The sequence below is a fragment of the Thermoanaerobacterium thermosaccharolyticum DSM 571 genome (assembly GCF_000145615.1).
Lineage (GTDB): Bacteria > Bacillota > Thermoanaerobacteria > Thermoanaerobacterales > Thermoanaerobacteraceae > Thermoanaerobacterium > Thermoanaerobacterium thermosaccharolyticum.
Genome location: NC_014410.1, coordinates 983,146 through 1,008,216, shown reverse-complemented (window position 1 = coordinate 1,008,216; position 25,071 = coordinate 983,146). Strand labels below are relative to the sequence as shown.

Genomic DNA, 25,071 nt, shown 5'->3' with positions numbered 1-25,071 from the left:
TGTAAAATAACTATATCTGTTTTTATTTTATGAGAAAATTATAGCTCAAAAATTTTTTATTAAAATAGAATTTTTTTACCTAATTCTTTAATTTTTTTACTTTGTTCATCCAACAAATAAACTAGTTACATTTTCTTTTAATATGTGATAAAATATATGATAGATATTTTAATTTGTATAAATATCACAATAATAAAACTTAAAATATAGTTAAATTCATTGTTTCATGTATTTTACAAGGGGAAGTTATTAATTCTAATTATTACTCCAAAGGAGTTAATGTTATGTTAAAAAGATTTATTAAAAAATTCAGAGATCTAAATATATCATCCAAAATAGTATTGTATTATTTGTTTGTTTTAATCGTTTCAATTTCTTTTCTTTCGATCACTTATAATGAGATAAATAATAATATAGCTAATAACAAAGTCATGCAAGTTTCTAATGAAATTGTTTCAAATATTAATTCCAGTATAGAATCATTAATAAATACCGTTGACAATCAGTCAAAAATTTTAATATCAAGTCAAATACTGCAATCAGCTTTGTCAAACGGAAATGCAGGTAATTACGCTTCCTATATACAGCCTATGAGCAAATATTTGGCTGATTTTTTAAACTTTAATGATTTTATTTCGTCTATATATATATTTGACAACAGAGGAAACGAATACTTTGTAGATAATGTTTCTTATAAAAATATTAATTTATCTGTGCTAAAATCGGCTGATTGGTACGATAAATTGATAAGCTTAAGAGGTGCTTATATATTAATAGCTAATAGTGGTAGTTTGATAAATGATAGTAAAGGAAACCAAGGATATGTATCTTTCATAAGAGTGATAAATGATGTAAATAGCCAAAAGCCAGCAGGATTTATGATAATAAATATTTCTGAATCTTACTTGTATAAGTATATAAATAGCTCAATAAATACTTATACATCTGGTATCATAATAAAAGACGAGAAGGGTAACAGTATAGTAGAGCCGACTAATATAAGCAAAAGTTTAAATGACGAGATATTCAATTATATAAAGCCTAATAATTCAACTATAAAAAAGATAGATGGAAAAGTTTTTATAATATCAGATTTAAAAAACAGATTCGGCTGGAATATAATAAGCATCACGCCATTTAACGAGCTTAATAGTCAGTTTTGGATATACAATTTAATACTTCTATTAGTAATAATAATAAATATTATTTTGCTTATTTTAGGGCTATTGTTTATATCGCTGTTTATCACACAGCCTATAATAAAGCTGGTAAACTCCATGAAGGGAATAAAGGATGGAAAATTTGAAAAGGTAAATATTATAACCGGCAATGATGAGATAGGGATGCTAAAAGATGTTTATAACAAGATGATCGATGAAATCAAAAAATTAATTGGCGACATCATTAACGAGCAAAAGTTGAAAAGAAAATTGGAACTGGATGTAATGCAATCGCAGATTAAGCCGCATTTTCTATTTAATTCTTTTGACGCAATAAGCGCCCTTATATTGATGGGAGACACTAAAAATGCCAGCAAGATTGTCAAGGCATTGGGTAAATTTTATAGATCTTTTTTGATTAATGGCAATGAAGAAATCACCATAAAAGAAGAGCTTGACATAATAAACAATTATCTTACAATACAAAAAATAAGGTTTGGAGATAAATTTAGCGTTGTAATGAATATTGATGAGCGAGTATTAAACTATAAAATACCTAAGCTTATATTGCAGCCATTGGTCGAAAATGCCTTGAACCACGGCGTGAGAAATAAAGAAGGTCAAGGAATCATTTCAATAAAAGCTTTATATGGTGATAATCAAATTATACTTATGACGGAAGACAATGGAAAAGGCATGAGTGAAGAAAAGATAAAAGAAATCGAAAGTGGCATGTCTAAAGGCGTTGGTCTTAAATCAACAATAGAAAGGTTAAAAATATATTACAACTCTGCAGATGTAGTAAAAATTTACAGCAAAATAGATGAAGGAACAAAGATTGAAATAACTATCCCGATAAAAAAGGAGGATCAGAATGATAAATGATAAGATAAAAGTGCTTATTATTGATGATGAGTATCTTGAAAGAAATCTATTAAAAGGTTGTATTGATTGGAACGCGCTTGGAATGGAAATAGCAGGCGAAGCATCAAATGCGGAGGAAGGATTTAAACTAATAGATGAACTTAAACCAGATGTAATTTTCACAGATATAAAAATGCCAGGAATTGACGGCATAAAATTTAGCGAATCTATTCTACAAAAATTTCCTACAATAAAGATTGTCATCCTAACTGGTTACAATGACTTTAATTATGCTCAAAAGTCCGTAAAAATAGGTATATCTGATTTTTTGCTTAAACCGATAGATGAAGATGAAGTCTTAAATACTGCATCTAAGCTAAAAGCAGTCATAGAAAGTGAAAGGAAGGAAAAGAAAGAATTTGAAGAATTAAAAAGACAGCTTTACGATAATCTGCCTTATTTAAGAGAGCGGTTTTTAAATGAGCTTATTAGTGGCAATTTAGATGACAATTTGATAAATGAAAAGTTAGAATTTTTCGATATATCTCTGGATGGCAGCATTTATCAAGTTGCCGCTTTAGAGATTATCAATTCAAATGATGTAAACGAAGAATCTCGTCTGATTCAAAATTTTAAAGTGACTAATTATTTAAAAAATTATTTTAAAGATTTGAAAAGGATCATTGTCTTCACTGACTCAATGAATAGAATTATCATCTTAAACAACGATGAAAAATTAGATCTGTATAAAATCTGTATAAGGTTGAAAAATAAAATCATCAAAGATGTTGACTGCATTGTAAATATAGGGATCGGAAATATAAAAGGAGAGTTAAGCGACATAAAAGTATCGTACATTGAAGCAATAGATGCATTAAACTATCGCATAGCAGTTGGCAACAACAATGTCATACATTATAGAGATGTACAATTTACAGAAAGCAAAACTGGGCTTGACACTAATCATCTATTTAACGAATTGAGATTTTACATGAAATCAGGCTTAGAAAACGATGCAATAAATATTGTAAAAGATGTGTTTTCTAATATAGATCTTAAAAGCGAAAATGTAATTAAGTTAATCCGCGTTACAGCATTAAACATTATATCAATTTGCTTCTCTGTATCATTGGAGCTAAAAGAAAACTTTGATGATATATATTTGTCTGAGGTAGAGTCTTACAACAAAATCATAAATATAGAGACGTTGCCTGACATGATTGAATATATATCAACAACTGTAAAAAATACGATTAAGGCAGTAAACAAAGAGCAGATAAGCAATATCAATAATTTGATTGATAATGTTAAAAAATTTATAGAGGAAAATATCAGCGATAGCAATCTTTCGCTGTCGTACGTTGCTAAGCACTTTTACCTGAATCCAAGCTATTTAAGCAGGACATTTAAAAAAGAGACAGGCATAAACTTCATAGAATACCTTACAAATAAGCGAATGGAAAAAGCAATAAATTTGATAAAAGAAAAAAATATGAAATCATTTGAAATCGCTAATGCAGTCGGCATACAAGACCCAAATTACTTTTCATCGTGCTTTAAAAAGTATACAGGTTTAAATGTAAGTGAATACAAAAAATTGATAAAAAATATTGTATGAGGAGATCTGACTATATCAAATCTCCTCATACTTTTAACGTTTAAAGCTCAAGTAAAAATTGCATAGCTAAATCATCAAATCCCCTCATAGGCTCATGTCCATAATCGGGATATACTTTTATATCCTTTTTCGATTTTATATTGTTGTAAGCTGCAAAGACAGTGGACGGTGGACATACTTGATCCATAAGCCCAACACACATCAACACATCGCCTTTTATCCTTTTTGCAAGGTTTTTAACGTCTATATAGCCCAGCTTTGTAAATACCTCATTCTCCATTTCATGCCTTGGATCAAAAAGCCTAAAATAGTCTGTAATCTCTTGGTATGCGTTTTTTGCAAGGTCTAAATCCCATACCCTCTTATAATCAGATAAGAAAGGATATTCAGATACGACTTTGCGTATACGGGGTTCTAAGGAGGCGCACGCCAATGCTAAACCTCCGCCTTGTGATGGCCCCATGACTCCAACTCTATTTTCATCAACTTCAGGCATATTCATTACTATTCCTGCCAATTGTGCAGTATCTAGAAAAATATGCCTGAATAACAAGTTGTCAACGTCGTCGTCTAATCCTCTGATTATATGTCCATTTAGAGTATTTCCTTTTACGCCGCCAACATCTTCAGAAAGCCCCCCTTGGCCTCTTGCATCCATCGCCACAACTGTAAAACCTGCCGCCACGTAATTTAATTTGTCATTCCAGTCCCCTGAATTTGATGAATATCCATGAAATCTTATTAGTGCAGGATGCTTTCCATCTGTTTTAGGCTTTATATACTTTGCATGTATCCTTGCGCCTCGCACGCCGGTAAAGTACAAGTCATAGCATTCTGCAAACGGCACTTGAAAGCTGCTGGGATTAAGTTCAATTTTGGGATCAACTGATCTCATCTCATTTAAAGCCCTGTCCCAATACTCATCAAAATCTTTCGGACATGGGTTTGTACCAGTATATTCCTTAAGTTTTTGTAATGGCATATCAAAAAGTCCCATTTTTACCCTCCTAAATCAAATCAATATCCGTTTATCTTGCTATCATCAAGTCCTATATAAGTGTTTGATTCATCCATTACTTCAGTCAATTCAAACAATACCACAGCATTTTTCCCCAATCTAAATTTCAAATTTACATAGCCATCATTTGATGTGGCTCTACCTGTTTTGATTTTAGGCTTTGCAATATCCCTTAAAGTCTTAATTTGTTCTTTACTTGGGAATCTCGGCCTTCCCATGTGTATCCACGTACCCCAAGGATTGCCGTGATCCTCATCTATCATCTGTTTCTTTATAAAGACATCTTTGAATCCTACAGGTATTTCCAGTTCATATTCCTTATCTGGATTTTCTGTTTTCTCCATTATCTCATTCCAAGCAATCAATGCAATCGACCCATCATCCCTTCTAGTTATAAGCATATGGTTATCTCTGTAAAGCACCTCTTCTCCCATAGCATTGAAAAATTTAAACATGTGAAAAGTCGGCTTTGGTATCTTATTCAATGCAACTAGTCCAAATCCTCCATGAAACTGCGATCTTGGCACATCTCTTTCTTCAAACACATCGCTAAACGTCCAATAGGAAAATGAATCAACATAATCTCCGCCTTCACTTAAAATCCTCGCAAGATACGCCGCATTAAAAGGCGTATCATGTACAGGATTTAATGGACTGTAAGATGTATTGTACTCCGTTATATGAAACGGAAGGTTCGGAAAATGTGAGTTTTTTATGATCTCTCTCACTGTTTTGAATTCGTTTAGCATGTATTCAGATGGCATAATCTCCTGGTATATGAGATGTGGCGTATATTCACCTTGCTTAGACGTATATGCGTGTCGCGATACAAAATCAACAGGAACATTTTCTTCATAGCAGAAATTCAAAAAATCTTCTATCCAGTAGTCAGCACCACCACATATAGCAGGTCCTCCTACCTGCAAATTCTCATTTACTTCTTTAATCGCCTTTGCAGTAACCTTGTACAGCTTGAAGTATTCTTTCTCATCAGCATCTTTCCAAAACTCTTTTAGGTTTGGCTCATTCCATATTTCAAATGGCCATTTTACGACTTCATCTATGCCATACCTTGATATAAAATGTGAAACAACAGCTTTTATAAGGTTGCTCCATTTTTCATAATCTTTGGGAGGGGTGACATTTCCCTCCCAATAAAATACTGTCTGTGTACCAGATGCTAATCTTTTAGGCATAAATCCGACTTCAACAAATGGCCTTATCCCTAATTCCAAAAATGAATCAAAGATTCTATCTATATACGTGAAATTGTAAAATGGCCTTACATCGTTGCCTACTACGTCCTCACGGTAAATACCTACATCGTCGCACAAAAGGCCATGTCCTCTTATATACTTGAAGTCTATATTTTCTTTCACAAATTTTAAAGTATCCATGTACTCTTTTTGCAGCGCAAGTCCCAACCTTCCTGTACCTACACAATATCTCCATCTACTGGTGAATTTTTTGCCATCAGAATTTTTTGGTATCTTTATTTTTACCATGTTAAGCCCCCCCGAAATTATGTTAGATAATTTAATAATTTATTTCATCCACAGTATGCTGGTTACAAGCCTCGGATAGAGACGGCTTCCTCTAGGTGAACCTGTGTCGCTGTTAACCTGGTCTGTAGCACAATCTTCACTGCAAGACACCTGTTGCCACATTGCGTGTACCCTATCCCACTCAATCTCTTTATCCCCAAAGTCTATATTAAGCACATCTTTTATGACATATTGACACAAGAATATTTTGCTGTTCCATGTATTCTTGCTTGTTGAGGAAAGCTTCCAGCCTCCAGATACTTCATCTATGCATATACCCGGTTTCATAATCGTCATAACATGCTTCTTCAATACCTTTATAAGCTCACCAAAAACCCCTACCTCGCTTACAAAGTCAGTATATCCTACAACGTACGGATAAACCAACGCCTCAACAGCCGGTATTATCCTAGATGTATTTCCATTTTCAAATACCGCAGGTATATACTGATTTTCTGTATCAAACTTGCCAACAATTGTATTTGCAGCCTCTTTCGCCTTTTCTAACGCTTTTTTCGCCTTTTCTTCCAATCCATTTTCTTTAAATAGTCCATGAAGTACTACATACGATGCCCAGGTCTTTACACCAAGGTATAGATTGTTTCTCGCCTGTCCTAAACTTTCATCAAGGCTGTCATATGTCGTTATTTCCGATCCTGTTTCACACCTTGAACTATCAACATCCATTATCCCATCATTATTTTTATCTCTTGCCACAAGGGAATCGAAACAATCTTCAAGTACACTCAAGTTTTTCTTTAACCATTCTTTATCGTTCATTTTTATTGCATAGACAGAACCTGTTAAAATCCAATTCAAAAGCTCCTCATGGGTCATGTAGCTGAAGCACCCAGTAAGGTTAGGAAGCTCATACGATGAATAACCTTCTTTAGAAAAACCATCTGCAACACCCATATCGTGGGTAAATGCAAGACCTGCTTGATCTTTGTAGCTATACTTTTCATAGTACAGATCCAACGTATTTGTAATCGTCCAAGGATGGAATCTCATTTCCCAAAAAACATGGTCAACTGTCAAATCGAATGTATTTATCATTATATACTCGCCTTCATTTACAACCCATAAAGGCGTACCATCGGTTCTTTTCAGAAGCTCAGTGCTGGCATAATAGCTGTGGGCAGCATGAGCTAGCAAAAACTGCCTGTATTTATTGAGTCCGCTTTTCCTAAGCTCTTCATCCCTTTCTCTAGCCAAATTTATATAATAATCAACATTGTCAAGACCAAACGCAAGGACATCCTCTAGCGACTTAAACACAGAAGTATAGTAAAATTCAGCATCGATTCCTGTCGTGATGACGCCACTTTGATATGTTGCTAATGCTACGGTATATGTCTTTTTTGTACCTGCAGGAACTTTAAATATCAAAGATGGTGCTCTGCCAAGACCGTGATTTTGATAGTTATCATTTGCCCATGACGTCAAAATATCAAGTCTTGAAAGCTCTCTTACATCATCACTTTTTTTGATGGCAAAACCATACTTTCTGCCATATACTCCTCCTAAGTATTTTCCATCTGTAAGCTCAGACAGTATCCTTTTAGGCCCTTCAAAGCCAAATATCATCTCAGCGTCCTTATGGCTGTCGGAATTATCCATAGATAACTGCACAAATATAACAGGAGCCAGCGCAAGTTTCTTTTCATTTTCATTCATCACAGATGGGTCTTTAACATATCCGAAAGGAGTAAGAATGGAAAACCTGAATTTTCCTGCTGTCCAAGTATCTGATGCCCATCCTAACTCTCTTTCCATCTCATCTTCTCTAAAGATTTTTATATTTTTTTCTTTTTTGCTTGTAGAGACTTCTCCTGTAAACTCTTCTTCAGCATTCTTTGTATCATCTTTAATAAATGGCAGTAGGTTTATAACGCCGTCTCTTTTGTATCCGATGTAGACATTGTTTTCAGGCGGCCGTACATCATTTAGTACAACGCCACCACCCTTACCGCATTTTCCAATCACAAAACTTGAAAAAGCTCCAAATGCGCTGTGATGCGCATAAAAAGATTTACTTATCATGTGAAACACCTCTTCTCAAGATTATAAATTTCATTCTACCTTTATTGCATTTGTTTGAGCCTCTAATGCTAGCTCTATAGCTTTAAATATATGCTCTTGTGTCATGGCATTTTCTGTCCTGTTTATTGAGTCCAGTATTAATTCACCAAAGAAAGGAAATCCGACTTTCCCCTTTACATCTATTAAAAATTCACCGTCTTTGTTTACTAAGTACACATGGTCTGGAGCATTTTCTCTGGCAACATCAATGTACTTTCTTAGCTCTATGTAGCCTTCTGTGCCTAATATAAACAGCCTTCCGTCTCCCCATGTGCCAAGGCCATCTGGAGTAAACCAATCAAGCCTAAAATAGCCTGTTGCGCCATTATCGCCAACTAGTGTCACATCGCCAAAGTCCTCAAAAGTAGGATACTGTTTATGATTGTAATTTGCTACTTTTGCCGATTGGACCCTAGCATCTTTTGCACCTGTGAAAAACAAAAACTGTTCTATTTGATGGCTTCCTATATCGCACAGTATTCCTCCAAATTTGTCCTTTTCGTAGAACCAGTCAGGCCTTCCTTTTCCTTCTCTATGTGGTCCCATGCCAATGACTTGTATTACTCGTCCTATTGCCCCTTTTTCTACTAATTGTCCTGCATAGACAGATGCTTCATTGTGAAGCCTTTCACCATAGTAGACAGCATATTTTCTCTTCGTCTTTTTCACTTTGTCTTTAGCCTGCTCCAGTTGCTCTCTGGTTGTCATAGGCGGCTTGTCTGCAAAGTAATCTTTGCCAGCATCCATGGCTTTTAAGCCTATAGCGCACCTTTCTGATGGTATTGCTGCACTTGCTACCAATTTAACTGAGTTATCCATCAGTATTTCATCTTCGTCTCTGGCCTTTTTTGCAGTAGGAAATGCTTTTATGAATCTTTCAACTTTCTTTGGGTCCTTGTCATATACCCATTTTACTTCAGCACCAGCTTCTATTAGTCCTTTTGTCATTCCATATATGTGCCCATGATCTAGTCCAATGGCTGCAAATTTAAATTCTCCTTCACTGCAGACTTTTTTAGCCCTGCTTTCTGGCATATAGTACATACCGTTTTCTTTGCTCATTTGGTGTTCCTCCTTTATTTACTTTATCTCCCTTCCAAATGTTATGCGTTCGTCGTTGAAATTTTCTACAAACGTTTTTTTCTCATAAAAATGAGGCACTCTTGCCATTATGCCATCTACTGTGTAGAATGGATCATCTTTTTCAAGTGGCAATTTGACAGCTTCTTTTGTTGTAGCTGCTTTGTATATAGCAGTTATAAGCTCTAAGGCATTCCTTCCGTCGCTACCACTTACCAAGATTTCATGTTCTGATTCTAATGCCTTTAATACATCATCTATTTGTGGAGTATGACCGCTGTACTTCGTTTCTTCCAAGCTGTCATAATAATCTTGTATCTTCTTTTCTAGTTCTTCATCTCTGCCTGACGGAAAACCATTGCTTGATGCTGTAGATGCATATACTTTCCACGGTACAGATATCCTGGCCTTTTTCCCTTGAAGTATTATCTGCTGCTCCTCGCCGTGGTGCACAACTGAACTGGTTATTTGAGTTAACGCACCACTTTTATACTTAAGTATCGCTATCGATATGTCTTCAACTTCGGCGTTGTCATGTGCTACGTTGTTCATGACAGCCTGTACTTCTTCAGGCATCCCCAAAAGCCATATAAGCATATCTATATGGTGTATTGCATGATTTAGTGTGCAACCACCACCTTCTTTTTCCCATGTGCCTCTCCACCACAGATCGTAGTATGAATGACCTCTCCACCAAAATGAGTCAACTTGTGCATGTACTATATCCCCCGCTAAACCTGACTCTACGATCTTTTTTAGTTTCATGAATTGAGTCCTAAAGCGATTCTGTGCTATTACCGACAAGAGTTTTTTGTTTTTCCTTGATGCTTCAATCATCCTGTCACATTCTTCTAATGATGATGCCATCGGTTTTTCTACGATTACATTCTTTCCGGCATTTAAACTTTCCACTGCAATGTCTGCATGTGTGTATGGCGGCGTGCATATGTCCACCAAATCGATATCTTCTCTTTTCAATATCTCTTTATAATTGCTGTACAATATGGCATCATCTAAGCCAAACCGCCTTTTCTTTTCATCTGCCTTATCCTTGTAAATATCACATATGGCTACGATTTTGCACCTGTCTTTAAACTCCAAAAAGCCCTGTATGTGGGCAGGTGAAATATTACCTGCCCCAATTATGGCTATATTAATCATAATAAACTTCCTCCAATCAATCAACTAACTTTATAATCCAAATTTTTAGATTTTTACCGTATTTCTATCTCAAGCTTTGCCTAAGACGGTTATTCATAAATTTTCCTTCCATATTCATCTTTTATGCCTGTCTTTCTGTAAAAATAGGTATTTACAACATCTCTCCACTCTTTAGCATCAACAACCTGTATGTCTAATCTTTCTAACACTGCTTTAAATATCTCGTCGTCTATTTTTCCATTTAACTTCATCCAAGATTCTCTCATTTTTTCTACCCGCTCTACACCTTCAAAATGTGTGTCGTATATGTGTTGAATGACTGTTTTCCCTGATTTCAATTTATGGTCATAAGGTACATGGTGGAAAAATAGCAAAAGCTCATCAGGACATGTATCAATGTTTTCGTACATTTTCGCAACAGGCTCTTTGTACTGTGCCGTATAACCTGTACCTGTTGCTACAGTGCGATCAACACCTATACCTCTAAAATCGGCGTAGTGATACGTTCCCCAATGTGAGTACTCATACCCATCAACATTAGGCCCGTAATGATGACCGGGGTTTACCATCCACCCTATCCCAAGCGGGCTTGTGTATTCCTCATATATCTCTCTCGATTCCAGCAGCATCGGTACAACCGTCTTCAAAACATCTTCATCGCACCCAAATGTAAGTCTCACCCACTCTTCAGCTATCTCTCTTGACGAAAGGTCTGGATTCCATGAAAGCCTTCCGAAACCGTAAAGATTAGATTGTGCAAGAGGATGTCCTGTCCATGACTCACTATCGCCTACATTCGCTACAGCCACAATTCCGCCGTATTTTGCTCCAAATAGGCTGCCATTTACCACTTTTTTCACAAACGAGCCTTCGCCTTTTGCAAATGTATCAAAGTCTAAAGCTTCCTTCCAAAGGGGCACAAGGTAGCATAAATGCTTCTGCTGTCCTGTGTACTCTTGTGTTATCTGGAACTCCATAAAAACATTTGTCTTTTCCATAGCGCCAAATAATGGTGTAATAGGTTCTCTTATCTGAAAATCCATCGGACCATTTTTTATTTGCAAGACAACATTATCCATAAATTTTCCATCTAGCGGCTTGAAATTGTCATAAGCTGCTTTTGCTCTGTCTGTAGAGCGGTCTCTCCAGTCAACCATGCAATTATATACAAAGGTCCTCCAGATGACAATACCGCCATATGGCTTTAATGCCTCAGCCAGCATATTTGCACCATCTGCATGATTGCGTCCGTATGTGAATGGTCCAGGTCTAAACTCTGAATCTGCTTTTACTAAAAATCCTCCGAAGTCAGGAATGTAGCTGTATATTTTTGATGCTACATCTTTCCACCAATTCTTAACTTCATCGTCAAGCGGGTCTGCAGTAGAAAGACCACCTATCTCAACAGGAGATGCAAAATTTATGCTTAAGTACGTCTTTATGCCGTAACCTCTAAAGACATCTGCAATCCTTTTTACATCAGGCAAAAATTCATCTGTAATAAGCTTAGTCTCTTGTTGATGGACATTGACATTATTTATTACGACGCCATTTACTGCAATAGAAGCAAGCAACCTTGCATAATCTTTTATCCTGGAAAGATCTTGGACTATGCGATTATCTTTAAAGAAGATAGATTTTCCTGCATAACCTCTTTCAATACTGCCATCCATGTTATCCCAATGATTTAATATCCTAAAATCATTTTGAGGATTTTCAATGCACAATGCATCTTTCAGACTTTTGCCGCCAAATATAGATCTTATGAGATGAAAAACACCGTATAAAACGCCTTTCTCGCTTCCGCCTATTATGGACAATACATTGTGATTATCCTTTTTTACAACCTTTAATGCAAAGCCTTCACTTTTAAGTTCTCTTTCTAAATCCACTTTTAATCCTTCTGCCTTAAAATCATCCAGTGTGCCTATAAAAATGCAATTTGACTTTGGTATATTTTCGATTATTTCTATGTCGACATCTTTAATATTCGATAAAGCTTTTTTTAGCTCATTGACCGCATTACTAATAATCCTATCATTGCTTTTAACTACAATATATTTAAAATAATCCTCATAACTATCAAGTACTTTTTCATCACAAAGCTCATATCTAAGCCAGCAATCGTACATTCTGCCAGCAACTTTTTTATTATTCATTTTATCACTCTCCATAACCCAATTATCTACTAATATAATACTACCTTTTAGACATTTAAGTAAATTTACCTTACTAACATTTTTCCCTTTGAAGGCAGAAGCCCTCAAAGGGAATCATCAAACAGCTGCTATTTTATTTCATTTTGTCTTTTGTGCTTTTATATACATCATTTGTAAGCTTCACTAACTGGTCAGCACCTTGTGCTTTACATTGCTGTACAAAGTTATTCCAATCTTTATCAAGTGATGCAACACCTGTTATAAATTTGTATGTCATCTGCTGTACATAATCAGCCAACGGTTGATTCAGCATGTTATACTGCTCTCTTTGACTTTCATTAAGTGGAACAGGCGGTGGAGGAAGTAGTAATTTTCTGGTGCTATTTACTTCTTCTTCAAGTTTAGCTACTTCTGGTGTCATCATTGATTCAGCAAGATCTTTTGGTCCACCATATAATAGACAGAATACACCACCAGAGAATCCATAATCTTTCTGCAAGTTCTTAGTGCCACTTGGATTTAAGTTCATGTAGTTTACATCAGGCATAAGCTGGAACTTACCATTGACTTTCTGATAAGTCACACCTTCAACGCCCCACTTCGTAAGCGTCTCGCCTTCTTCACTGTACCACAGCCAGTCGATAAATTTAAGCATCTGATGGAAATTAGGATCATCTTTAGCCTTAGCAGATATCATTATACCGTTTTCAAGGCGGCTGCCTGCTACAACTGCACCTTTAGGACCTGCTAGAGGCACAATCTGTGTAACTTTGAAATTACCTTGGCCTAGTGTCTCATTCATTCTGTTTATCATATTTTGTATTTCCTGAGTATTTGTCATGATGACAAATGATTTACCAGTTACAAATTTCTGTACTGCTTGGTCATCTGTTTGTGTAAATGTTTCAGGATCTAATAACCCTTCTTTAACAAGTCTATTGAAGTATGTCAGCATATCCTTGTATTCACTTGAAGTTGGATAAAATTCCCAATCATCTTTCGAACTATTGTATAACACATTAGCGCCAGTCCAATCAAACAATCCATCACTGCTAGATACTGGAATGCCAAATGTTGGTGCTGCATTAAGAAGTAATGCTTTTCCTTGCCATCTGTCTGACATTGGTGTAGAATTAGGATATATCTCCTTTAATTTTTTTAATGCCGATTCTAACTCATCCCATGTGTTTGGAATCGGTATATTGTTTTTCTCAAATATGTCTTGTCTGATTGCTAAAGAATACTGCATCGTGTAGAGCTCATGAAGTCCTGGCAGTACATAAAACTTTCCGTCAGCTTGCTTTAATGTATCTAGATCTTTTTGAAGTCCCCATTCTTTAACTTCTCTTGAAAAGTTAGGCATCTCATTTATATAGTCGCTTATTGGAAGTATAGCACCAGATGCAACGAATGGTATTTCCTGACCAGGATAAGTCTTAGGTATTATCTCTGGCGCCTGACCTGAGCTAATTAAAAGACTTCTCTTTTGCGAATAGTCACTCATAGGCACTATTGTAAGCTTTAATGAAACATTTGTAGCATCTTTTATAGCCTTCCATAAAAGCCAATCTTCCTTATATGGATAATTTGGGTGATCACTGTACAGCATTGTAAATTCTAATGGCTTATCTGATTTAAAATGTAAGTTCTGCGGGTCTTTACTATTTGTTGCTGTCTGCTCCTGTTTGCTAGTATTTATGTTACTGTTAGATTCCGTGTTTTTATTGCCACACCCTGCCAGTAAAACACTGACTGCCAACACAACAACTAATAAAAATGACAGCAATTTTTTTGCATTTCTACTCATACAAAAATCCTCCTCTTTATTAATCAAATATTTAAATATAGCAGAAAATTTAGTTTTTTTATGTTTAACCATCACCTCCTTAAAAGAATACGAAAGCTTGACCTTCTTTCATTTCTTTGATACCTAGATACTGTTAATCAACCTTTCAGTGAGCCAATCATGACACCTTGAACGAAGTACTTCTGTATAAATGGATATACCATCATTATAGGTATTGATGTAAGTATAACACTTGCTGATTTTACAGTTGCAGATATTTGCGCCAAGTTGTTTACATCTGAAGTACTGCTGACTGCTGTCTGTTGTGAGCCTACTATTATATTTCTCAAATAAAGCGCAACAGGAAACTTGGTATTATCATCCAGATATATAAATGGTCCAAACCAGTTGTTCCACACACCTACCGCATAGAAAAGCGCCATAACGTACATAATAGGTTTTGAAAGCGGAAGGATTATCTTAAGCAATATTCCATAAGTGCTCATTCCATCAACTTGTGCAGCTTCTTCCAGCTCAGTTGGTATACCTTCAAAGAAAGTCTTCATGACTATTACATTGAATGTGCTGACAGCACCAGGAAGCACAACACCCCATATTGTATTTCTCATCCCTAATGCATTGACTAATAAGTAAGTTGGTATCAATCCGCCGCTAAAAAACATGGTAAATACTACAAATCCAAGTATTATTCCTCTTCCTTTAAGACGCTTTTTTGAGAGAGGATATGCTAAAAGCGTCGATAAAAACAATGATATAAGAGTCCCTACAATAGTATAAATAATCGTGTTTTTATAGCTGGTCCAGAATTCTTTCTCTGCCAAAAGAACTTGATATGTCTTTAAAGTAAATCCTCTTGGAAATATTGAAACAAGACCTGCATATACGTATTTTTCACTGCTTAATGATAAACTTACAAGATACCAAAATGGATAAAGCGTCACTAAAATTACAATTATCATTATTATTGTGTTTACTACTTTAAATATCTTATATTGCTTTGATTCTTTCATTTATCATCACTTCCCTTACCATAAACTTGACTCTGTAAATTTTCTCGACAAGTAGTTTGCCGTATAAACTAGTGTAAGACCTATTATCGCTTCAAACATACCTACTGCAGCCGCATAACTGAAGTTGTTTGATACAAGACCCATTCTGTATACGTATGTCGATATAACATCTGCCGTCGAATATGTTAGCGGATTATAAAGCAACAGTATCTTTTCAAAACCTACTGCCAAAAGTCCACCGATATTTAATATCAAGAGAATCATAATCGTTGGCATTATACCTGGAATAGTTATATATATCGTTTGCTGCCATCTGCTAGCTCCGTCGATAATAGCTGCTTCATATAATTCTGGGTTGATATTTGTCAGTGCTGCAAGGTAAAGTATAGCGCCCCACCCCATGCCTTGCCATATACCTGAAACAATATATATAGTTCTAAACCACTGAGGCTCTGCCAAGAAATTTATTGTGTATCCAAAATAATGCTTTAACAACATATTTACAACACCAGATGATGGTGAAAGTATTTCCATTACCATATCTGCCAAAACAACTGTAGAAATAAAGTATGGCAAATATGATACTGTCTGTGTAAATCTCTTAAACCATGTGCTTTTAATCTCATTTAAAAGCAGTGCAAAAATTATTGGAAATGGGAAGCTTATTACCAAATATTCTACGCTTAAAATTATCGTATTTCTAAAAACGTGCCAGAATGTTGGATCGTGTATAAACATGTTAAAATATCTAAGTCCAACCCATTCTGTGCCATACACAGGACCACCAGGTACAAATCTTCTAAAAGCTATGATATTGCCGTACATAGGTATATATCTAAAAATGATATAGTACGCTATAGGAAGTATAAGAAGGCTATACAGCTGCCAGTCTTTTTTTATAGCTTTTAACGTGTTTTTGAAATTACTGTTTTTCTTCGTTTTGGTCTTTTCATTGCTTCTGCCTTTATTCATTAAAACTGAATCCATTTGCTTATCCCCTTTCACTAACGTTTGACTAAGCAAACATCTTAAAATACAAATAAAATATTATGCGATTTGTAATAGTTGGCAACGATTTCTATATAGTCACAAACTTAAATAGTATGACAATCACAATACTAAATACAAGTTTATCTCAAGACATTTTCTGAATAGCCTCCCACAAACCATTTAAATAAGCTACACCCAAAGCCCTATCGTAAAGCCCATACCCTGGTCTTGCTTTTTCACCCCATATCATCCTTCCATGGTCCGGCCTTATATATCCTTCAAAGCCTATATCATAATAAGCCTTCATGATTTCAAACATATCGAAGGATCCGTCGCTAGATAGATGAGATGTCTCATAAAATTTGCCTTCACCTGTGAACTTTATATTCCTTACATGTCCAAAGTGAATTCTGCCCATCTTTCCAAAATACCTTATAAGCTCTGGTATATTGTTTTCAGGATTTGAGCCTAGTGAACCGCTACAAAGTGTCAATCCATTATACGGGCTATCTACAAGGTTTACAATCCTTTCAAGGTTCTCCTTGCATGTTACTATCCTTGGCAATCCAAATAATGACCATGGCGGATCATCCGGATGAATCGCCATCTTTACATCGTATTCTTCACATGTAGGTATGATATTTTCCAAAAAGTACTTAAGATTATCAAATAATTTTTCCTCATCTACATCCTTATACATATCAAACAGCATTCTTAATTCTTTTAGGCGATCAAGTTCCCACCCAGGAAGTATAAAGCCATTAGAGCCTTTGTCCATATCTTCTATCAGTTTTAATGGATCAATTCCTCTAATCTTGTCTTCATCGTAAGACATGACATATGATCCATCAGGCAATTTTTCATTTAAATTCGTTCTTATCCAGTCAAATACAGGCATGAAGTTGTAGCAAACAACTTTAACACCGGCTTTGCCCAGATTTTTGATGGTCTCCTTGTAGTTTTCAATGTATCTATCTCTCGTTGGAAGTCCAAGCTTAATATCTTCGTGAACATTTACACTTTCTATAACCTCCAACTCTAGACCATATGATTCAACTTTTTTCTTCAAATCAAGAATTTTTTCAATCGGCCATACATCTCCTACTGGCACATCGTATAAAGCCCCTACAATTCCTGAAACACCTGGTATTTGGCGAATTTGATCAAGTGTTACACTGTCATCTTTTTCGCCAAACCATCTAAAAGTCATTTTCATATATCTTACTCCCTTATTGTAGATTTTTTAGTGCAACATTTTTTATTGTTTAAAATACTCTGGGTACTTTTCTTTAAGCAGTATCACATCTCTATCTATCATCGTTAAGTGATCGCTGATTATTTTTAGTCCTCTTTCCTCATCCTTGTCTTTTATGGCTTTAATAAGCTGCTTGTGATCATCAATTATTGCATTCCAGTCAGTATCAGATGATAATCTCAAGGTCCTTATTCTGTCATAATCACCACTTATAAACCTTATGGCTGACCAAATCCTATCCATTTTGCATCCTCTGTATATAAGCTCGTGCATCTCGTTGTCTAAGTCAAATATGGTTATATAATTTTCTTTCATGACACAAAATTCTTGCTGATTTATATTCGCTTCAAGCTGAAACAAGATGTCATCTGGAAATTCTCTACAAGCCTGTCTTACGATTTCTTTCTCAAGATTTACCCTCATGAATTTTGCTTCTTGAGCACGCTTTATATCTATCAAAGAAACAAACGTGCCTTTTTGTGGGTAGATTTCAATCAGTTCTTCATTTGCCAGCCTCGTAAATGCTTCTCTAATAGGCGTCCTGCTGGTTTCAAATGCATTAGCTATATCATTCTCTGATATAACCTCCCCAGGCTTTAGATTGATGTCGATTATGTTCTTTCTAATCATTCTGTAGATATAATCTTTTTTAGACTCATACGTATTGTTTTCCAAAAGTTCTAATCCCATCGCTTCACATCCCCTATTTTGCATACTTGTATTCTTGTATACTAGTATATTAATATTCATATTTCTATATATTCGACACACTTTTTAAAATTCCTTCTTTTTTTACTTGATTTTTTTCTGCTTAAAAATATTTCATAGGGGACATAAAGCGTAATGAGTTAGTAAAAATCACTTTAGTTTTTAAGCTTGTATACTAGTATATTAATATGTCTCTGTTTATATTATATAATATTCTACGCAAATTTCAAAAATCCTTCTTGTTTTTAAAATTTTTTTCTGGAAAAATAAAACAGAATTGAAGTTAAAAAACAAGACACAAGAGAGTCTTCACTTGTGTCTTGATGGTTAAGCTAAAATGTAAAAACAGATTTTAGATCAATGATGAGATCTTCAAAAATTGAAACTTTAATTTTATCTTCATCAGAATATATCCCAGGCCTTCCATACCTTTTATCGTCATCTAACGTAAAAACAGTTACAATCTTGTTATCCGGTTCTACTATCCAGTACTCTTTTACTCCTGCCATCTCATATAGATTAAATTTTTTAATTTTATCATTTCTGGCTGTAGAAGGTGAAACAATCTCTACAACTAAGTCCGGTGCACCTTTACACCCTTCATCATCTAATTTCGACTTATCACACACTACTACAATATCAGGTTCTACAACCGTTTCTATGTCATCATCATTTTCGTTTGCTTTAGGAAGTCTTACTCCAAATGGAGCACTATAGACTTTACAAGATTTATCTTTTAAATACAAGGAAAAAATAGTTAATATCTCTCGTAAGACCTCTTGATGTATTCTTGAAGGCGGAGCCATGAGATATGGATTCCCATTTATTAACTCCCAGCGTCTATCATCTTTCCATTTTTTATAATCGCGATACGTATACGTCTTATTTTCATCAGGTAAAGCCATATCTTTCCCTTCCTTATTTACGAAATTTAAAAGCGTTATTTTTGTGTATTCATATCAACATTTCGGTGAAATTTTACTATACCTAATCTATTTATTTTTTTCAATCATCTCTTCTACTTCTTTTGCTCCTTCTTCATACAATTTTTCTTCGTCTGGAGATAATTCCTTCAAAAGCCTTAAAAATTCTCCGGCATGCACTCTTTCCTCGTTAGCTATATCTACTAAAACATCTTTTGCTAATTTGTTATCTGTAGACTCTGCTAACTGCATGTATAACTGTATAGCCTCATACTCTGCCGCCACCATAAATCGTATAGCTCTTATAAGCTCCTCATGTGTGATCTTGTTTTTATTTGCAAGCCCAGCAAATGGAGTACCAAAATCAGGCATATTGTAGCCCCCTTTTATATTTTATTCGATTACACATCCATTATACCATAAGAATAGCAATTTACCTAATTTTATCAATTTAACTCAAAAGCCTTTTCTAGTTGAATCTATAACAAGCTTACATCTTCTCCTGTAATAACTCTATTCATGTTTCTTACAGCGCACATATTCCCACACATTGTACATGTTTCACTATCATGTGGTAGAGATTCACTTCTATACCTCTTTGCCTTTTCAGGATCTATAGCTAATCTAAACATTTCATCCCAATCAAGCTTTTTCCTTGCGTAAGACATAGCGTTATCCCATTTTTCTGCATTACGTATGCCTTTTGCTAGATCTGCTGCATGGGCAGCTATTTTAGAAGCAATGATGCCTTCTTTCATATCTTCAATAGTTGGAAGCCTCAAATGTTCCGCTGGTGTAACATAACATAGGAAATCTGCTCCACTTGCTGCAGCAATCGCACCGCCAATTGCACTTGTAATGTGATCATATCCTGGAGCAATATCTGTTACAATTGGCCCCAATACATAAAACGGTGCACCATGACATAGCTTTTTCTCCAGCAAAACATTTGCTTCGATTTCATTTAGCCTCATATGACCCGGTCCCTCAATAATCACTTGAACATTCTTTTCATAAGCTCTTTTTGCAAGTTCGCCCAGCGTTATAAGCTCTTTTATTTGGCATGCATCTGTGGAATCACTTATACATCCTGGCCTCAATGCATCGCCAAGGCTTATTGTTACATCGTACTCAGCACATATGTCAAGAATATCATCAAAATACTCATAAAAAGGATTTTCCTTATCATTTAATTCCATCCACGTATATAATAAAGAGCCTCCGCGAGAAACGATATTAAGAAGTCTTTCATTCCTTTTAAAAATTTCCGCTGTCTCTCTATTGATGCCTGCATGAATGGTCATAAAATCAACGCCGTCTTGTGCATGCCTTTCAACGATTTTTATAAATTCTGAAGGAGTAATATCTTTTAAATCTTTGTCGTAATATCCTAGAGCATCATATACTGGAACAGTACCTATCATGGCTGTAGAAATACCTATCAATCTGTTTCTAAATTCAAAAGTTTTACCATATGAACTTAAATCCATAATTGACTCTGCCTTCATTTCTATCGCCTTTTTTGCCTTTTCTAATTCTGCATCTACATTGTTGCAGTCCCTTGATACACCTAGGTTTACATTTATTTTTGTTCTAAGGCCTGCCCCTACACCTTCTGGACTAAGTGCTTCATGGTTTTTATTCGCAGGTATAACTACTTCACCAGAAGCTATCTTACTCAGCAATAAATCCACTTCAATATCTTCTTTAGCTGCCACAACATTCATCTCTTCCGTAATAATTCCTTTTTTTGCTGCGTCTAACTGTGTAGTATAATTCATCATGGTCATCCTTTCATAAATTATTTTTTTGATACTTGTAAAATGAAGGGGAGAAAGAAGGTAGTATTTAATATCAGAATAATAAAAAAGCCTTACCGCATGGTAAAGCTTTATAATAACAAACATTTGCTTCCCTACGGTAGTATTAACTACATCAGGTTCTAAGGGTCAGGTTTTACCTTCTCAACCAAAATGGTTCCCCCGCAAACTAATTTCACAAGTATTAAATTTAATCTAATTATACTTTAAAACTCTAAAATTGTAAAGGCAAAAAATTGTATCCACAGTATTTTAATAATAAGCCTCTCTCATTTAAAGTATCATATAATTTCTGTATATTCTCAAGTTCTAACTGTAGTCTTGCTAATGTGACTTTAATTTTATTAATATCCGTCACTCTATAATCTTCCCTTCTCTCAATATTTCATTTAGCAGAGATTTATAAGCTTCTTTTTGCGTAACTATGCTTATTTTATAAGGCTTTGCAACATTTTCAACATCAATCAACATTGTCCAATAGTTAAATTTACTATCATCCCATCCATCAATAAAAATATCAATATCAGATAGATTATCAAAACGGTCATCTCTTGCAAGTGAACCATACAATATAACCTTATCAACAAAATACTTTTCTTTTAATATCTTTGCAATTTTATATACTCTATCAAAAGCCTCTTTTTTTCTATACGTTTCTATTTCTCTATCTTTCTCGACTTTTATACGCCATGTTTCACGTATATTTTTTCTCTCTTGATCCGAAAGCGGCACAATATCACCACCTAAAATTTATACGGCTTAATTTTATCATTTTACATCAAAATAATCAATTCACTTAAAATATATAATAAACCATCAAAAAAGTGAAGGGGGTTCCTTCGCTTTTAATTTAACATTCACAAACAGGCTTAACGTTTATATTTGACCTGTATTCAGTTTCTGCCCAAAATATTCTATCTGCAACCATAGCTTCAGGGTTTAATTCTACACCCTTTAATATAAGCTCTTTAAATTTATTGTATCCAGCCATGTCTATCAAGTGACCTCCATGAAGATATACTGGTTTATGATTCAATACATCCGCTGAGAAATCTTGCCAATTTTTAAGTATGCCCAGCACTACATCTTCTGTTACCCAATTCAAGAAAATCTTTCCCATGCGAGGTGTCTGTTTTCCGGTTCTGCCACCAATGAGGACTCTGTAGAATTTCTTAGGATTTCTAGACCAAGCGCCTGTGGGACATACAAGTGCACACTCACCACAGCCAACACAGCAGCACGAATCTTTCTCGATTTTTCCATTTACCATGTATAAAACACCTGTAGCATGTTGTTTACAAGCCTCGATACATTTCTTACATCCTATACAGCGATCGTAATCATATTCTGTTTTTGTAATGCCTATAATTCCAAAATCGTTGAAATGAGCCTTTGCACAGTCATTAGGACATCCGGCTATGCTTACTTTTATATGATAATCACTTGGAAAGATGATTTTTTCAATTTTTCTTGCAAGTGATGTTGTGTCTATATTTGCCTTTATGCAATGTTTATTTCCTATGCAAGCCATAATGTTTCTAGAACCTATCGTTGGATATCCATTGTCATCTACTTCCATGTCAACACCACAAAGGTCTACTTCTATCTCTTTAATGAACGTCTTTATATACTTATTGACTTCATCGATATTTTCGTACTTTATTCCAGGTATTGATAAAGTTTGTCTTACGCCAAGATGAAATTGTCCATTTCCCCATGTTTTTGCAATATGTTCTACATATGACAGATATTTAGCATCCATTACACCGCCTGGAACGCGCATCTGCAGCATGAATTCACCGCGGACTTTCGATTGCCTGTAACAATTTCTGCGGACTTTTTTTACATCTATATCATAGTTCATTACATACACCTCCACATTTAATCAAGTAAATCCTTCGCTTTTGTGTAGTTAAACACAGGACCTTCGAGGCAAACATACGTCTCGTTTATCTTGCAGTGACCACATTTTCCAATTCCGCAAGACATCTTTCTCTCAAAGGAAACCCAAATTTTATCTTCTGTTACCCCATTTTTCAATAATTCTAATGCTGTAAAATGCATCATTACTGGCGGACCAACGACAATGACATTGTAATCATCAAAGCTATCAAATGGTATTTTACTTATATGCTCTGTCACCAAGCCAACTTCAAATCCATCGACTTTTTTCTTATCAAGAGTATATATAGTGTTAAATTTTGTCTTAAAATTATTTAAATCGTCTTTAAATAAGACGCTGTTTTCATCTTTAAAGCCTGCTATAAAGTGTAGCGATTTTATTTCTTCCGAATTATCATAAAAATACTTAAGTAAGCTTCTAACAGGCGATACACCTGTACCACCCGCTATAACAACTAAGTCTTTTCCTTTATATTTGTTAACGGGGAATGAATTACCATAAGGTCCTCTCATGAATATTTTATCGCCAGGAGATAAGTTAAATATCTCATTTGTTACTTTTCCAACTTTTCTTATAGTAAATTCCATCCAATTGTCACCCATAGCGCTTATTGAGATAGGTGCTTCACCTATCTTTGGAATGGAAATTTGGAAGAACTGCCCATGCTCTGCTTTTACATCAACTTCAACTCTAAATGTGTATTCCAAATTCGTCTCATGAACTATTTCAAGTATCTTATATGGCTTAGGCATGAAAATATTATTCATTTATGCTGCCTCCTTTACCCGACTTCAACTTTTCAACTGCATCGTATAAACGATTTATCGTTGTCGAAAAGGATATTAACTCTGGACATCTTTCATCACAGCGGCCGCAACCGACACACATGTTTTCCGTTTTAAAGCGAGCTTTATAATCATATACTTTATGAAGTGTACGGAATCTCATCCTTTCACCGGCAGTTTTTCTAAATACATGGCAACCCGCCATCTCTGTAAAATCCTTGTGCATACAGCTTGCCTGCACTCTTCTTCTTTCGCCGACATTTGCATTTTCACTGTAAATTAAATCAACTGTATTAAAACAGCTACATGTTATGCAAGCAGCAGTACAAGCACCGCAGCTTATACAGCGGGAATTAAAGCTTTCCCACATGTCAAGATCATATACTTTTTTAAGTAGATCTGTATTATCTATTTCTGGAACATGGACAACCTTCGGATTTGATTTTACGAATTCAGGCTTAAAATCTATTTCTTTCTTATCTTTAAATATGTCAATAAATTCATCATCTTTAACTTCAACCATTACATTATCATTATTAAATCTTATCGCTAGACTATAGTTATCTGTTTTATTGGAGTTCATGGAAACGCAGAAGCAGGTATCCCAGCCATCTTTACATTCCATCAAAACGAATTTTACTTTTTCACGGAGTCTTTTGTAATAAATATCTTCTGTATCACCATTTTGGAGGAAAATCGTATCAAGTCTTCTTATGCCATTTATATCACAAGCTCTTACAAATAATAGTATTTTTTTATCAAATACCTTGCTTTCTCTGTACTCATCCTCTGTGAAATAAAACAAAGCTTGTGTTATTGGATATATAACTTCTTTTGGTGAAAAATCGGATTTTTCATCGTATACAATGTCCTTCAAAGATTTTATCTCATCGTATCTTATAAGATCTGTGTCAGAATACCGGCCACGCTTTTCAAAGCGCTTCGGTGCATAAATTTTATAATCTTTCTTCAGTAGATTTAAAATATTGTCAAAATCTTTATTCTCAATTAGATATCCCAAGTTCTCTCCTCCTTTGAAAATTGAAAATTATTTAACATATTTTGATATAATTATAACATCAAATATTTAACGAGTATAATAATAAAAATTTATAGAAACCATAACAGGAACTTATATGTCGGATATCTCTTTAGTTGTTTCAAAGCTTACATAAGCTAAAATT

At 35.0% G+C, this 25,071-nt stretch carries 20 protein-coding genes and 1 riboswitch; of the genes, 2 read left to right on the top strand and 18 right to left on the bottom strand.

What is annotated here, in order from left to right; translation table 11 throughout:
- Window positions 1-284 precede the first annotated feature (284 nt).
- A complete protein-coding gene (locus TTHE_RS04880; protein WP_013297485.1) occupies window positions 285-2,045 on the top strand; it encodes a sensor histidine kinase in 1,761 nt (586 codons plus the stop codon).
- A complete protein-coding gene (locus TTHE_RS04875) occupies window positions 2,035-3,642 on the top strand; it encodes a response regulator (RefSeq protein WP_013297484.1) in 1,608 nt (535 codons plus the stop codon). The genes TTHE_RS04880 and TTHE_RS04875 overlap by 11 nt, the downstream gene beginning before the upstream one ends.
- 40 nt (window positions 3,643-3,682) lie before the next feature.
- Here the strand turns inward: TTHE_RS04875 and TTHE_RS04870 are convergent, their stop codons facing one another.
- From TTHE_RS04870 to asrA, 18 genes are all read right to left on the bottom strand, one after another.
- Window positions 3,683-4,639, bottom strand: coding sequence for an acetylxylan esterase (locus tag TTHE_RS04870; protein ID WP_013297483.1), 957 nt, complete (start codon window positions 4,637-4,639; stop codon window positions 3,683-3,685).
- A gap of 20 nt (window positions 4,640-4,659) precedes the next feature.
- Window positions 4,660-6,165 carry a GH39 family glycosyl hydrolase gene (locus tag TTHE_RS04865; protein WP_013297482.1) on the bottom strand — a complete coding sequence of 502 codons (1,506 nt, stop codon included), beginning with the start codon at window positions 6,163-6,165 and terminating at the stop codon, window positions 4,660-4,662.
- Window positions 6,166-6,204: 39 nt separating this feature from the next.
- Window positions 6,205-8,247: a glycoside hydrolase family 52 protein gene (locus TTHE_RS04860; RefSeq protein ID WP_013297481.1), complete on the bottom strand. Its 2,043-nt coding sequence runs from the start codon at window positions 8,245-8,247 to the stop codon at window positions 6,205-6,207.
- Window positions 8,248-8,277: 30 nt separating this feature from the next.
- Window positions 8,278-9,348, bottom strand: coding sequence for a Gfo/Idh/MocA family protein (locus TTHE_RS04855; RefSeq protein WP_013297480.1), 1,071 nt, complete (start codon window positions 9,346-9,348; stop codon window positions 8,278-8,280).
- A gap of 18 nt (window positions 9,349-9,366) precedes the next feature.
- A complete protein-coding gene (locus TTHE_RS04850; RefSeq protein WP_013297479.1) occupies window positions 9,367-10,527 on the bottom strand; it encodes a Gfo/Idh/MocA family protein in 1,161 nt (386 codons plus the stop codon).
- Between the two features lie 89 nt (window positions 10,528-10,616).
- Entirely contained in the window at window positions 10,617-12,686 is a 2,070-nt protein-coding gene (locus TTHE_RS04845) for an alpha-glucuronidase family glycosyl hydrolase (RefSeq protein ID WP_013297478.1), read from the bottom strand.
- Between the two features lie 133 nt (window positions 12,687-12,819).
- Window positions 12,820-14,493 carry an ABC transporter substrate-binding protein gene (locus TTHE_RS04840; protein ID WP_013297477.1) on the bottom strand — a complete coding sequence of 558 codons (1,674 nt, stop codon included), beginning with the start codon at window positions 14,491-14,493 and terminating at the stop codon, window positions 12,820-12,822.
- A 137-nt stretch (window positions 14,494-14,630) separates the two neighbouring features.
- Window positions 14,631-15,503, bottom strand: a complete 873-nt coding sequence (locus TTHE_RS04835; RefSeq protein ID WP_013297476.1) for a carbohydrate ABC transporter permease — start codon at window positions 15,501-15,503, stop codon at window positions 14,631-14,633.
- A 15-nt stretch (window positions 15,504-15,518) separates the two neighbouring features.
- Entirely contained in the window at window positions 15,519-16,490 is a 972-nt protein-coding gene (locus TTHE_RS04830) for an ABC transporter permease (RefSeq protein WP_013297475.1), read from the bottom strand.
- A 148-nt stretch (window positions 16,491-16,638) separates the two neighbouring features.
- Window positions 16,639-17,709 carry a mannonate dehydratase gene (uxuA, locus tag TTHE_RS04825; protein WP_013297474.1) on the bottom strand — a complete coding sequence of 357 codons (1,071 nt, stop codon included), beginning with the start codon at window positions 17,707-17,709 and terminating at the stop codon, window positions 16,639-16,641.
- Window positions 17,710-17,751: 42 nt separating this feature from the next.
- Window positions 17,752-18,498 (bottom strand): GntR family transcriptional regulator, encoded by a 747-nt coding sequence (locus tag TTHE_RS04820; RefSeq protein ID WP_231292724.1) that lies wholly within the window; start codon window positions 18,496-18,498, stop codon window positions 17,752-17,754.
- A gap of 290 nt (window positions 18,499-18,788) precedes the next feature.
- Window positions 18,789-19,361 carry a Uma2 family endonuclease gene (locus TTHE_RS04815; protein WP_013297472.1) on the bottom strand — a complete coding sequence of 191 codons (573 nt, stop codon included), beginning with the start codon at window positions 19,359-19,361 and terminating at the stop codon, window positions 18,789-18,791.
- 87 nt (window positions 19,362-19,448) lie between these two features.
- Window positions 19,449-19,751: a ferritin family protein gene (locus tag TTHE_RS04810; RefSeq protein WP_013297471.1), complete on the bottom strand. Its 303-nt coding sequence runs from the start codon at window positions 19,749-19,751 to the stop codon at window positions 19,449-19,451.
- Window positions 19,752-19,858: 107 nt separating this feature from the next.
- Entirely contained in the window at window positions 19,859-21,160 is a 1,302-nt protein-coding gene (gene thiC / locus TTHE_RS04805) for a phosphomethylpyrimidine synthase ThiC (RefSeq protein ID WP_013297470.1), read from the bottom strand.
- 113 nt (window positions 21,161-21,273) lie between these two features.
- Window positions 21,274-21,373, bottom strand: a riboswitch (TPP riboswitch).
- A gap of 180 nt (window positions 21,374-21,553) precedes the next feature.
- Complete coding sequence (locus TTHE_RS04800; RefSeq protein ID WP_013297468.1) at window positions 21,554-21,931, bottom strand: nucleotidyltransferase family protein; 378 nt, start codon at window positions 21,929-21,931, stop codon at window positions 21,554-21,556.
- Window positions 21,932-22,049: 118 nt separating this feature from the next.
- Window positions 22,050-23,063, bottom strand: a complete 1,014-nt coding sequence (gene asrC / locus TTHE_RS04795; protein ID WP_013297467.1) for a sulfite reductase subunit C — start codon at window positions 23,061-23,063, stop codon at window positions 22,050-22,052.
- A gap of 17 nt (window positions 23,064-23,080) precedes the next feature.
- Complete coding sequence (gene asrB, locus TTHE_RS04790; RefSeq protein WP_013297466.1) at window positions 23,081-23,869, bottom strand: anaerobic sulfite reductase subunit AsrB; 789 nt, start codon at window positions 23,867-23,869, stop codon at window positions 23,081-23,083.
- The gene (asrA, locus tag TTHE_RS04785) at window positions 23,862-24,908 is read right to left on the bottom strand and encodes an anaerobic sulfite reductase subunit AsrA (protein ID WP_013297465.1); all 1,047 of its coding nucleotides are present in this window, start codon (window positions 24,906-24,908) and stop codon (window positions 23,862-23,864) included. The genes asrB and asrA overlap by 8 nt, the downstream gene beginning before the upstream one ends.
- Window positions 24,909-25,071: the final 163 nt, after the last annotated feature.